This is a genomic window from Vibrio ruber DSM 16370, from assembly GCF_900163965.1.
In the GTDB taxonomy this organism is placed as follows: Bacteria; Pseudomonadota; Gammaproteobacteria; order Enterobacterales; family Vibrionaceae; genus Vibrio; species Vibrio ruber.
Genome location: NZ_FULE01000031.1, coordinates 50567 through 63097 on the forward strand (window position 1 = coordinate 50567; position 12531 = coordinate 63097).

Here is a 12531-nt window from a genome sequence, read left to right on the forward strand (position 1 = left end):
GATAGATAAAATAAAGACGAGAAAACTATGGACAGGAAAAAACAGATGGGACTGAAAATACTCCCAGTGATGCTGGCAGCCTGCTGGTCAGCCAGTTCAGTTGCTGCCGCAGTGGATAAAGCAGCGCTGGACACTCAAATCCAACAACTCGAACAATTGCATCAGCAATATCAGAGTGAGTTAGAAAAGCTGAAACAAGAAAGAATGGATTATGAAGAGTCTGTGGACAGTGATTCAATTGCCTCTCTGAAAGCAATGATGGATCGGGTGCATATTTTCGGTTTCTTCAGAGCCAAATACGATCACGATGATCGTGAACCGATTGGCTCCGGGGCTAATAACAAGCATTTCTATATGGATTTAGAAGGCAAGATGAAAGTCTCGGAAGATTGGAGTGCTAACTTCCAGATCGAAACACGGAAAGGCTATACCGTCACACAATCATGGCGTAACGGGGATAACGGCAGTAGTGACCAGGACGGGACATTGCAGCGGATTTGGGTCGAAGGACGCCCGGGTGGTGTTGGTGTGACATTAGGGACGAAATGGTGGGGCTACGGATTTCAGGCAGTGCCGTTTGGTCATGCGGCCGACGGGGTTCAGCTTGATTATGATGTCTTGCCGGGATGGAATGCTAAAGCATTTTGGCTGAGACCGAGACAGGGTGATTTGGTGACGATGCCGAATAGTTCTGATATTTCGATTGCCGGGGCAAACCTGACGGGGAGCCTGACCGATGATTTGCAGACCAGCCTGACTTTTGCGACCAATGACAACAAAAATGATGCTCAGAAAATGGATCGGATGGGGGCATTTGAACTGCAATACCGCCTGACGGATGACATTCTACTCCGTGGTGCATTTGCCATGACGAATGCTGAACACCATAACACCAGCCAAGAGTATCGGATTGATTATAAAGATACTGACTTAGCGCAAATCGGGTCATACGGGATTTATTTCCGTTATATCGACTTTAGAAGATATGGGGATTACTCCCATGATGATGAATGGGGTTCATTACCCAGCGATGCCAAAGGTGGCATTCTTGGGGTGAAATATGTGTTGTTTAAAAATGTTGTCTGGGAAACATTCTACTCAGTTCAAGAGCGGTTCCGTTCTGGCGGTAGTGATGCCGGTGCCTATCGACACCTGTTCCGGACTCAAATTGATTTCCATTTCTAAGGAGGGCACAAAATCGGTTGTTTTGTTTTTGTTCAATACATAAAGCTGTTGCACCACAACAGCGCCATAAATAGACGTTAATAAGAAAAAAGCATGTCATCAGAAAGCCGGCGGTTCAGGGGGAGAACCGTCGGTCTTTCTTCAGGTCGCTGCCGACGGTTCTCCCAACCCGTGATGATAACAAGTTAGTTACTGGATGAACTAATGCTGTTTGGCTGCCATTTGTTCTTGCTGCGCGAGGATGATTTTTTCGTGGGCACGAAAGAAAGGGAGGTACAGACAATAGGCATTAAAAATTGCGAACAGTACCATTAATACGTTGACGATACTGCCATTGGCAGCCCAAGTGGCGCCGAGTGGGGCGGGTACCGTCCAGGGAAGCATCATCACGATTCGATCCATAACACCGATCGAAGTCAGATACCAAGCGATGGTGGCATTAAAGATCGGCACAAAAATAAAAGGAAGAATAAATACCGGATTCATAATAATCGGAAAGCCGAACAGAATTGGTTCGTTGATATTAAAAATAGCAGGTAGTAAGGCTACTTTTCCGACCGATTTCATATGGTTGGAGCGGCTCTTCAATGCGAGATACACCAGTGGTAGGGTTGAACCGACCCCACCGATCAGGAGAAAAAAATCCCAGAATGACGCGGTATAGATATGTGGCGGGATTTGGGCTCCGGTTTCGATAGCAGCCTGATTGGCGAGTAAATTGGTCATCCAGAAAGGGTTCATAATACTGGTGATAATTATTGAGCCGTGAATGCCGACAAACCATAAAAGCTGACAAACCAGAATTGAAATAATCACCGCAGCCAGACTGTCGGAGGCGAGGATGAGCGGCTTGAACAGTGTTTCAATCAGATGAGGGAAATAAACACCAGCGTAATGTTTCAGAATGATATTAAATAGCGATAACGTCAGAAAGACCACAAAGATCGGGATCAGTAGCTTAAATCCTTGTGCGGTAATCAGCGGGACATCATCAGGCATATGAATATACCAACCTTTCTTAATAAACAGGTTGATAATTTCAACGGCATAGATACCGGCAACGAGTGCGGTAAAAATTCCCCCGCCCCCCAAATAGTAGAGTTCTTGGCTGCTGAGTGTGGAGAACCCTGACAGCATCAGAAAAGAAAGGCACCCCGTTAACCCGGATAAACGTTCCGGCAGACGGTACTGCTTAGCCAGACTGGCGGAAACGCCAAATGAGACGATCAAAGCAACCAGTCCCAGTGTGATTTGGTACATCGGGAGAATAAAAGGTTGTAGGCTGCGACTGAACGATTCCCACCCCTGTGCAAATGATGAGGCCTCACTCATGGATAGGGAGGAAGTGAGCGGAAAGATCAGCGGGACTAAAATGCAGCCGATAAAAACAAAAGGCATTGAGATCTGAAAACCGTCACGTAACGCAATCAGGTGAGGGCTTTGGCTTAACTTCCTTGCGTAGGGCGAAAAATAATGATCGAGTGTATCCGCGAACAGTCGGGTAACGGAGTGATTCATGGCGATCCTTGTCCTTGATGAATGGTTTTGGAAACCGATTATCCAACCTGCTATTTTTCCATAAACTGCTATTGATAAATAAAGATTAGATCACACCTTCATATGGTGATGTTACTTGTTATTTCTTCGGCAAAATGAGTGCCTTTCTCTTCATCAATATTCCTGCGAATCCATTAATTTGTCTGATGGATCATAGAATCATACTTGCCTGTGACCGTTTTAATGATCCGATTCACATTCCCGTGGATTACGTATGGAAACCGGTTTCCAACTGTAATCCGCGGGCGCATACTCTTAATGTCGAAACAGGTAATAGTCAAAACGAATCAAGGTTTAAGCGAAAGCATCGTTTAAACAAATATATTGAAACGAAGTAAGGAGTATCGGTTATGAAGAAAATTATGCTGTGTTGCTCAGCCGGAATGTCAACCTCGTTGCTGGTGAAAAAAATGGAAGCCGCAGCAAAAGAGCGAGGCATTGATGTAGAGATAAAGGCATATGGTACCTCAGAGTTCAGTGATCAGGTTGGTAACTATCAAGTAGTTCTGCTGGGCCCTCAGGTGAAGTACATGCAACAAGATCTACAAAAGAAAGCAGACAAATACGGTATCAGAGTTGAGCCTATCAATATGATGGATTATGGGATGCAAAATGGAGATAAAGTGCTTGATTTTGCAATAGAGCTGATAGGCGAGTGCGTTTGAGAAAAACCAAGAACAGGACATCAAAATGAGTACTCTATACGACCATGTGGTCAATACAATCGAACAAAAACTAACGCCACTAGCAGTCAAAGTTGGTCAACAGAAATATCTCACTTCAATCAGGGATGGTTTTATTGCGGCACTGCCGTTCATGATTGTCGGATCATTTATGCTAGTGTTTATCTTTCCACCTTTCCCCGCGGATACGACATGGGGATTTGCCCGGGCATGGCTGGATTTTTCCACTGAATATCGTGAACAACTCATGCTCCCCTTCAACTTGAGTATGGGGATCATGACCGTGTTTATATCGGTTGGGATTGGTTCGAGTCTGGCCAAGCATCATGAGCTTGATCCAATGACGACCGGCCTGCTGGCACTCATGGCATTTATGCTGGTCGCTGCACCGCTCAAAGATGGCTCAATATCGATGCAGTATCTGTCAGGACAAGGGATCTTCACCGCTATCCTGACCGCGATTTATGCGACCGAAGCTTACGCCTTCCTGAAACGTCACCATGTGACGATTAAACTTCCGCCCGAAGTTCCAACCGGGGTTTCGCGCTCGTTTGAAATCCTCATTCCAGTTTTATTCATTATTTTGACATTGTATCCACTCAATTTATTGATTGAGGCCCAAACCGGGATGATTCTACCGCAAGCGATTATGACATTACTCCAGCCATTAGTGTCTGCTTCTGACTCATTAGCAGCGGTATTGCTTGCGGTGTTTATTTGTCAGCTCCTTTGGTTTGCCGGGATTCATGGGGCGTTAATCGTCACAGGGATCATGAACCCGTTCTGGATGACCAACTTGTCTGAAAACCAGGTAGCGATGGCCGCAGGTGAAGCACTGCCTCATATTTTCCTACAAGGTTTCTGGGATCACTACTTGCTGATCGGTGGCGTTGGATCAACCTTACCGCTGGCATTTTTGCTATTGAGATCAAAAGCCGTTCACCTGAGAACAATCGGGAAAATGGGCATTGTTCCCGGCTTCTTTAATATCAATGAACCGATTCTGTTCGGGGCACCAATCATCATGAATCCGGTATTTTTCCTGCCATTCATCCTGGTTCCGATGATTAATGCTGTGTTGGCGTGGTTTGCTGTTGACTTCGGTCTCGTTGCAAAAGTGGTCTCGCTGACGCCATGGACAACACCGGGCCCTATCGGGGCGTCATGGGCCGCCAACTGGGCAGTTAGTCCGGTGATTCTTTCTCTGTTGTGTATGTGTTCTGCTGCATTGATGTATCTGCCATTCCTGAAAGCTTATGAGAAACAGCTGTTAGACAAAGAAGCGGCAGATGCGAAGCAAAAAGAAGCTGAGCATCCACAAGGTGTCACCGTTTAATACTCAGTGAAATATCAATCAACAAGATTAGAGAGATAAAGCGCGGGCAGGGAGACTGCCCGCTGATGGAGAACGAATATGAAGTATCAATTTCCGCAGCATTTCTATTGGGGAAGTGCCGCCTCAGCAACACAGACTGAAGGGGCAGCCTTTTCTGGCGGAAAAGGGGAGAATATCTGGGATCACTGGTTCAAATCTGAACCGAATCGCTTTCATCAGGGCGTTTCTGCGACAGATGCGTCAACGTTTTATGAGCATTTCCGCTCAGATATTCAATTGATGAAAGATATCAACCATAACAGTTTCCGCACCTCAATTTCATGGGCGCGTCTGATCCCTGATGGGACTGGCGACGTCAATCCTGAAGCGGTTGATTTTTACAATCAAGTGATCGACACACTGATCGAGCAAGGGATCGAGCCGTTTATTTGTCTGTTTCATTTCGATATGCCGATGAAGATGCAGGCTTTGGGGGGCTTTGAGAATCGTTACGTGTTACAGGCATATGCCGATTATGCCGAAACCTGTTTTCGTCTGTTCGGTGATCGGGTCAAGCACTGGTTTACGTTTAATGAGCCGATTGTACCGGTTGAAGGCGGCTACTTGTACGATTTCCATTACCCGAATGTGTTGGATTTTCGTCGTGCAGCGACCGTGGCATACCATACTGTATTGGCTCATGCGATGGCTGTGAGCAAGTATCGTGAACTGAAACTGAACGGGAAGATCGGGATTGTGCTCAATCTGACACCGTCCTATCCGCGTTCACAGCATCAGGCGGATCTGGAAGCATCCAATATTTGTGATTTGATGTTTAACCGGAGCTTCCTCGACCCGGCGATCCGGGGAGAATATCCGCAGCAACTCGTTGCCTTACTCAAACAGTATGGACAATTGCCTGATATCCATGATGGTGATCGGGAACTGATTGCTCAAGGCAAAATCGACTTGTTAGGGATCAATTACTATCAGCCAAGAAGAGTCAAAGCGCGTTTGAGTGCTGTGAACCCTAATGCGCCTTTTGTGCCTGAATGGTTCTTTGAACCTTATGAAATGCCCGGCAGAAAAATGAACCCGCATCGGGGTTGGGAGATTTATGAAAAAGGCATTTATGACATTTTGACAAATCTACGGGAGCACTACGGCAATATTCCTTGCTATATCTCAGAAAACGGCATGGGCGTCGAAGGGGAGGAAAAATTCCTCAAAGATGGACAGATTCAGGACGACTATCGCATTGACTTCATTCGTGAACATTTGAAATGGATACATCGGGCCATCGAAGAAGGCTCAGCATGTTTCGGATATCACCTCTGGACTTTTATTGATAATTGGTCTTGGTGCAACGCTTATAAGAATCGGTATGGCTTCTACCGGCTGGATCTGGCTACTCAGCAACGCAGCCTGAAAAAAAGCGGTGAATGGTTTGCCCAGATTTCGGAAGCAAATGGATTCGATGATTGAAGTGCCGTATGCAGGTGCACGGTAAATAGGAGTTGAAAATGGATCTAGAAGAACAAGTCATGGGCATTATTGTCAATGCCGGACAGTCGCGGAGCCTCTGTTATGAAGCACTGCGTAGTGCAAAAAGCGGAGATTTTGATCAGGCAGATACGCTATTACATCAGGCGAGTGAGTTTGCCAGTCTTGCTCATCGTGTTCAGACGCAATTGATTGAAGCTGATGAAGGTGAAGGGAAAACACCGATGACGCTGATTATGGTTCATGCGCAGGATCATTTGATGACATCGATGCTCGCCAAGGAGCTGGTGGTTGAATTGATCGATGTCTATCGGCGGATTGCACAGTGAATAATGAGTCTTGATTCGGGTCGTCTGTTCAATCCGGTGGTTTTACCACCGGATTGGTGACGTTAATCTTGTGCAGTCCTCTTGTTAAATATGTCTTCAAAGGTAAAATGAAAACAGATGGGAACCGTTTTCCACGTTGTATGTTCCCTTTGATTGACCTTGGTTAAATAGGATTGTCATGGTTACTATCACTGATGTTTCTCGGTTAGCGAATGTCTCAAAAGCGACGGTTTCTCGCGTGATGAGCGGCAGCCGTGGAGTGAAACAGGAAAGCCGGGAAGCCGTACTCAGAGCTGCGGAAGAGCTTAATTATCGTCCCAATATTATGGCGCAGAGTCTGGCGACCCAGAAATCTGACTATATTGGTGTGGTTTTGACCAGCTCGGATACAGGGCAGGTGTCAACATTTCTGCCATTGCTATGCAGTGCCCTCAAGCAAAGAGATAAACGGATGCTGGTCAGTTTTGCTGACACACCAGGGGAATACCAACGAGTGATGGAATCGTGGGGACACGGTCAGTGTGATGCCATTATCACATTCGGTGGCAATATTCCCGCATCTGCACTCGACAAAACGATCGCGGTTGATAGTGATATGCATGACAACTGCCGCTCCATCAGCTACGACTACCGTTTTGCCTGTGAGAGTGCCTGTCGCTATCTTTCCAGTCAAGGGCACGCATCGATCGCGATTTTGCTTGATGGCCAGAATTACGCCTCTCAACAAGTGCTTGAAGGCTACAAAATTGCGATGCAGAACATGTCGATTCCAATCAACCGACAACTGATTGTCAGCGCTGATGAAAGTGCGGAGTTGGCAATGATGAATCTCTTGAACAGCTATTCATCATTTACGTCTCTGATCGTGATGAAAGACAGCCATGCCGCAGTTGCGATGAAACTGCTTCAGGATTTTAATCTGTCTACCCCACAAGATGTATCGATTCTGTCACTGGAAGATTCGTCACTGGCCAAGCAGTTAACCCCAGCGCTGACGTGTATTAGTTATCCGTCTGAGCGATTGGTTGCTGCACTGATGAAAGAACTCGATAACTTTCTTGAGCGCCACCCATCAGAGAATAAATCAAGTATTCAGGGGAATCTGGTTGTGCGAGATTCGGTGGTGAATCGTAATTGATATCCAGTGATGCATAATTTCCCCTGTCGCTGAAGCTGATGACAGGCTGTGGTTCAGGGGGGAAATAACAAAATATCGAAAAAATAAATATTTATATTAAAACAATTCATATTATCAATCACATAATTCCAGCGTTTAATTTTTTAAACGGTAGGTTCTATCTATTACTGTATTTATTGATTTTTGTATTATTAATAATCGTTGTTTTTTTGATTTATATATATAAAGGTAAAGTATCTTATTGACTTTACAAGATAAAGTTAATATCTATAAACATCACTCTTCATCGTGTGATGTCTTTTCACTCTGATTCCCTTTGACATTACTCATGAATTAATCTCATCGCTGGAGTTAGAGTGATGAATCTGATGGGCAGACTGAATATAAAAGCTGATGAATGTAACGTTGATAGAGAGTAGGGTGAAATCTTACCAAGCAGTAACTCCCACAACCGTTCGTATCGAGCTGGAGAGCTCACAGACGGTGATTCTGAGACTGTCAGAATCATGGGTGTTGAATCAAGGCGACTCGGTCGCGATTGCTGGATTTCAGGATCCGAAAAGCAATATGTTGATTGGTTATGGTTATATCAATCTGTCGCAACATGTAAAGTCTATCACCCGCAGTAACGGACTGCCTTTTCTTCTCTTTGGCTCACTATTGAGCGTTATCACCCTAGGTATCATTGCTTTTATATTTTCGGGGAGTGGTGTTATTCCTTTTTATGATCTCCTACTGACTCTTCCTCTCTTGATTGTATTCCTGTTTTCAGGCTTCTTTGTTTGGATTGGCGTCAAAGCCAAGAAAAAAGAGCGGGCTGTGAAAAAAGTGCTGGATCAAGTGAAAATGGACGTTTTGGTCGATGCGGCTACGCTTGGTTAGTATAGAGATTTGAAAACTTTGGAGGATGCACCTTCCCCACTAAATACGTAAACCCAACATAGATAGCCTATTCAGTAGGTGCTACTTTTATGGGTAGGGATGAGTCCAATTAGCCAATTAATCAACAGCCAGATATTGTTATTGTCCCATAAGAAATATCATCAGATAGATGAATAATGTTCAATCCAATTTCTATTTTGAGGTCATATTTTATCTTCATTATGATTCGTATTTTATCCATCACTTTTCCCTCAAAATCAGAACCATTGTCCGTTTTCAGAATTTTAGGCATACCACAGTTTTATCGTCTTAGATAGAAAATGTCCTTGCGAGATTATCAGCAGTTGATAAGATAAGCGACTTATGTATAAGCGTACAGTCTTTTGACTGACCAAACGCGAATGAGTGTAGAAAGTGAATGAGTGTGAATACGAGCAAACGATGAAAAACGCTAAACAACCACGCTGCGTGATAGGTATTAAAGGGCAAACGCCCGATCCCGATTACCCAGTCGATATTTGGTTCGATTCGCTAAAATCAGTCGCCAATGTACTGTCAAAAGAAAACCAGCAGTTGTTAAAAGTGATTGTTGAAAAAGAGCCTCAGTCAGTCACTGAGTTGGCCTCTCTTACAGGGCGAGCGGTCAGTAATGTGTCGAGAACACTGAAAACGTTGGGCAAATACAACTTAGTTGAAATGGAAAAATCACCAAATGGATTAGCGGTAAAGCTGCAATATCAATCCATGTTACTGTTAATTCAGCCATTGGAGTAAAAGGGACAGTATGCAACAAGTTGGAATTTATGAGCAGCTTATAACGCAGCTTATCGAGAGTCGAATTGACCGAGAGCGATTCTATGTCGGCGAGCGTGAGCTCAATAGTAGTGAAGCATCAACGTGGTTATCTCGTTTCCTATCACACATACTTGAATATGCGATTGAGTCTGTCCCCTCAAGTGATGATCGTCTGCAACAGCAAATTGCTTTATCCAATCAATTGTTACTGTGGCTAAAAACACAAATTCAAGATAACGATTTTATCGAAGACAATTTGCTTGCCAGTCAAGGTAAAATTCTGACTGCGCTCTATGAGCTCGAAAATCCTGTCTCTGCCGATTTAAAAAATTATATTAACGACATTTTTCCGTTAACAGGCTTAAGCCAAAGCGAGCTGTTTTGTGGCAGTAATGCGGGATTGTCGCTTGAATCTGAATTGAAGCGAGAGATTCTGTCTGCGGATAAAATTTACTGGTTAGTGTCATTTATTAAGTGGGCAGGGATACGAATTTTTCGCAAAGAGTTAGAAGAGTTTACTGCTAGCGGCCGCGAGCTAAAAATTATTACTACATCATATATGGGGGCGACTGACGCGAAAGCGGTTGAGTATTTGGCGAGTTTACCCAATACCGAAGTGAAGCTGAGTTACAACACTGAGCGGGAACGTTTACATGCAAAGAGCTATCTATTTTTACGCAACACTGGCTATCACACTGGTTATATCGGCTCTTCCAATCTTTCCCATTCAGCGTTAACCAATGGCTTAGAGTGGAATTTAAAAATTACTTCGCAAGAAATCCCACACATTATCAATAAATCATTGAGCACCTTTGAAACCTATTGGGCTTCTAATGATTTTGAACATTTCAATGGTGATGCGAAAAGTAGTGAAAAACTCAAAAAAGCCTTGAGCCAACAGCGCAGAGATTTTGAGGCTAGTCCAACCCATTTTTTTGATATTTCGCCTTTTCCGTACCAAAGTGAAATCTTAGAACAACTTGCCGTTGAGCGAAGTATTCACAAGCGCTATCGTAATTTAGTCGTTGCGGCAACCGGCACCGGAAAAACCTTGATTTCAGCCTTTGATTTTGCGCGCTTTGTTAAAGAGAAACCGCAAGCCAATTTCTTATTTGTAGCTCACCGAGAAGAAATCTTAAAGCAAGCCAGATCTGCGTATCGTGGGGTATTGCGTAATGTTGCTTTTGGTGAACTTTGGGTTGGCGGACATACACCAGATCACTATCGACAATTGTTTGTTTCTATCCAAACCCTGAACAATCAACTGGATCAGCTTAACCTAACCGCTGACTATTATGACTACATTGTGATTGATGAGGTTCATCATATTGCAGCGACTAGTTATCGCGCACTGCTGGAGCACTTTTCCCCAACTATATTACTTGGCCTGACTGCAACACCAGAGCGGCATGATGGTGGTGATATTTTAGCGGATTTTGGTGGTGTGATTGCGGCAGAGATCCGTTTGCCGGAAGCGATTAACCGTCGTCACCTTTGCCCATTTCAGTATTTTGGTATTGATGATGATACCGACCTTCGCAACATTGCATGGAGTCGTGGACGTTACGATATAGCTCAGCTGACCAATCTTTATACCCACAACCAAGTCCGCTTTGACAAGATTTTGCTGAGTATGCAGGAGATCATCACTGATATAGGCAAAATGAAAGCATTGGCCTTTTGTGTGAGCAAAGAACATGCGAGTTACATGACACAGCAACTCTTATTAAAAGGCATTAAAGCGGATGTGTTGACCAGTGATAACAGCCACGAGCGGCAACAAAAGCAGCAAGCAATTCGTTCTGGCAGCATTAACGTGCTTTGTGTGGTCGATATCTTCAACGAAGGTGTCGATATTCCCGAAGTTGATACGTTATTGTTTTTACGGCCGACAGAAAGCTTAACTATTTTCTTGCAACAACTTGGCCGCGGTTTGCGTTTAGCTGACGGTAAGGAGTGCTGTACCGTGTTGGATTTTGTTGGCAACTCACGCCCTGAATATGATTTTGCCAATAAATTTAGAGCCTTAGTGGGTAAAAGTCAGCGAGCGATTAGCGAAGAAATAAAGCAAGGGTTCCCCCACGCGCCACTCGGTTGTCGCATTGAGTTGAGTAAGCGCACGCAAGAAATGGTGCTCAGCAATATTCGTCAAGCCTCATTAACGTTGAAGCGTCTAGTCGCGATGATCCGCCAATATCCTCAGCATTCCACACTGCCGTTAACGTTGTCGAATTTCTTAACCTTAAATTCTCACATCGACTTGAATGAGCTTTATAAGCGAGGGAGTTGGTCGCAGCTAGTTCAGCAAGCTAAAGATGAAATCAACGAAAATTCAGCTGATGAAGCTCTGCTGAAAATGCTTAGAAAGTCCATTCATAACCGAATTTTAACCTGCGATGATCATGCATATTTGAGCTTCTTAAAACAGCTTTGCCAAAATAACTTTATTGTTGAAAATTCTAGTCAACGTCATGCCTTGATGTGTCATTACGATTTCTGGCAAAAAACGGGACCTGAATGTGGATTCGATTCCATTGAGCAGAGCTTAGCAAAACTAAATTCTGGCGAGTTAAAAGCAGAATTATTCGATGTTTTAAACTGGCAACTCGCTCAAACCAAGCATGAACAACCCAAAATGCAGGCTTTGCCTGAGGTTTCACTGAGGCTGCATGCACGTTATGCGCGTGAGCAAATATTGGTGGCATTTGGTGCGACCACGTTTGAGCGCCAACCGCCAGCACGCGAAGGTGTGTTTGTGCTGAAAGATCAAAATATTGAACTGATGTTTGTCACCTTGGACAAAAACGAAAAGCAATTTTCGCCAACCACCATGTATCACGATTACGCGATAAACGAACACCTCTTTCATTGGCAGTCGCAAAATAGTGCACGACCCGACAAGGGGCGTGGTTTGGAATACATCCAGCATCAAAAAATGGGCAAGCGACTGTTTTTATTTGTGCGTGAACAAAGCAAAGATGAATATGGCCGCACTATGAGTTTTGTGAATTATGGTGAAGTTGACTATGTGTCGCATGCAGGGTCACAACCAATGAGCATTACTTGGCAGTTAAAAGAGCCTATGCCCCACTTCATGTGGCAACAAGCCGCGAAGTTGGCAGTGGGTTAACTATCATGATGACT

At 44.3% G+C, this 12531-nt stretch carries 10 protein-coding genes; 9 read left to right on the forward strand and 1 reads right to left on the reverse strand.

Annotated features, from left to right (window positions below):
* The first annotated feature begins 45 nt into the window (after positions 1-45).
* Positions 46-1185 (forward strand): PspA/IM30 family protein, encoded by a 1140-nt coding sequence (locus tag VR7878_RS11060; RefSeq protein WP_077336158.1) that lies wholly within the window; start codon positions 46-48, stop codon positions 1183-1185.
* Between the two features lie 201 nt (positions 1186-1386).
* Here the strand turns inward: VR7878_RS11060 and VR7878_RS11065 are convergent, their stop codons facing one another.
* Positions 1387-2703, reverse strand: a complete 1317-nt coding sequence (locus VR7878_RS11065) for a PTS sugar transporter subunit IIC (RefSeq protein ID WP_077336159.1) — start codon at positions 2701-2703, stop codon at positions 1387-1389.
* A 389-nt stretch (positions 2704-3092) separates the two neighbouring features.
* Here VR7878_RS11065 and VR7878_RS11070 point away from each other — a divergent pair, with 389 nt between their 5' ends.
* The 8 genes from VR7878_RS11070 to VR7878_RS11105 all read left to right on the forward strand — a co-directional run bounded on the left by VR7878_RS11070 (position 3093) and on the right by VR7878_RS11105 (position 12517).
* Positions 3093-3407 (forward strand): PTS sugar transporter subunit IIB, encoded by a 315-nt coding sequence (locus VR7878_RS11070; protein WP_077336160.1) that lies wholly within the window; start codon positions 3093-3095, stop codon positions 3405-3407.
* A gap of 25 nt (positions 3408-3432) precedes the next feature.
* The gene (locus tag VR7878_RS11075; protein WP_077336161.1) at positions 3433-4761 is read left to right on the forward strand and encodes a PTS sugar transporter subunit IIC; all 1329 of its coding nucleotides are present in this window, start codon (positions 3433-3435) and stop codon (positions 4759-4761) included.
* Positions 4762-4839: 78 nt separating this feature from the next.
* A complete protein-coding gene (gmuD, locus tag VR7878_RS11080) occupies positions 4840-6225 on the forward strand; it encodes a 6-phospho-beta-glucosidase GmuD (RefSeq protein WP_077336162.1) in 1386 nt (461 codons plus the stop codon).
* 38 nt (positions 6226-6263) lie between these two features.
* On the forward strand, positions 6264-6572 hold the full coding sequence (locus VR7878_RS11085) for a PTS lactose/cellobiose transporter subunit IIA (protein WP_077336163.1): 309 nt from the start codon (positions 6264-6266) through the stop codon (positions 6570-6572).
* Positions 6573-6750: 178 nt separating this feature from the next.
* Positions 6751-7710 (forward strand): LacI family DNA-binding transcriptional regulator, encoded by a 960-nt coding sequence (locus VR7878_RS11090; protein WP_077336164.1) that lies wholly within the window; start codon positions 6751-6753, stop codon positions 7708-7710.
* A gap of 420 nt (positions 7711-8130) precedes the next feature.
* Positions 8131-8592 carry a hypothetical protein gene (locus tag VR7878_RS11095; protein WP_077336165.1) on the forward strand — a complete coding sequence of 154 codons (462 nt, stop codon included), beginning with the start codon at positions 8131-8133 and terminating at the stop codon, positions 8590-8592.
* A 441-nt stretch (positions 8593-9033) separates the two neighbouring features.
* Positions 9034-9366, forward strand: coding sequence for an HVO_A0114 family putative DNA-binding protein (locus VR7878_RS11100; RefSeq protein ID WP_077336411.1), 333 nt, complete (start codon positions 9034-9036; stop codon positions 9364-9366).
* A gap of 10 nt (positions 9367-9376) precedes the next feature.
* On the forward strand, positions 9377-12517 hold the full coding sequence (locus VR7878_RS11105) for a DEAD/DEAH box helicase (protein WP_077336166.1): 3141 nt from the start codon (positions 9377-9379) through the stop codon (positions 12515-12517).
* The last annotated feature ends 14 nt before the right edge of the window (positions 12518-12531 follow it).

Bases quoted from the DNA above. Each gene is read 5' to 3' on its own strand.
- VR7878_RS11085 (WP_077336163.1), top strand. From the start codon at position 6,264: ATGGATCTAGAAGAACAAGTCATGGGCATTATTGTCAATGCCGGACAG.
- VR7878_RS11070 (WP_077336160.1), top strand. From the start codon at position 3,093: ATGAAGAAAATTATGCTGTGTTGCTCAGCCGGAATGTCAACCTCGTTG.
- VR7878_RS11105 (WP_077336166.1), top strand. From the start codon at position 9,377: ATGCAACAAGTTGGAATTTATGAGCAGCTTATAACGCAGCTTATCGAG.
- VR7878_RS11065 (WP_077336159.1), bottom strand. From the start codon at position 2,703: ATGAATCACTCCGTTACCCGACTGTTCGCGGATACACTCGATCATTAT.
- VR7878_RS11060 (WP_077336158.1), top strand. From the start codon at position 46: ATGGGACTGAAAATACTCCCAGTGATGCTGGCAGCCTGCTGGTCAGCC.
- VR7878_RS11090 (WP_077336164.1), top strand. From the start codon at position 6,751: ATGGTTACTATCACTGATGTTTCTCGGTTAGCGAATGTCTCAAAAGCG.
- VR7878_RS11100 (WP_077336411.1), top strand. From the start codon at position 9,034: ATGAAAAACGCTAAACAACCACGCTGCGTGATAGGTATTAAAGGGCAA.
- VR7878_RS11075 (WP_077336161.1), top strand. From the start codon at position 3,433: ATGAGTACTCTATACGACCATGTGGTCAATACAATCGAACAAAAACTA.
- gmuD (WP_077336162.1), top strand. From the start codon at position 4,840: ATGAAGTATCAATTTCCGCAGCATTTCTATTGGGGAAGTGCCGCCTCA.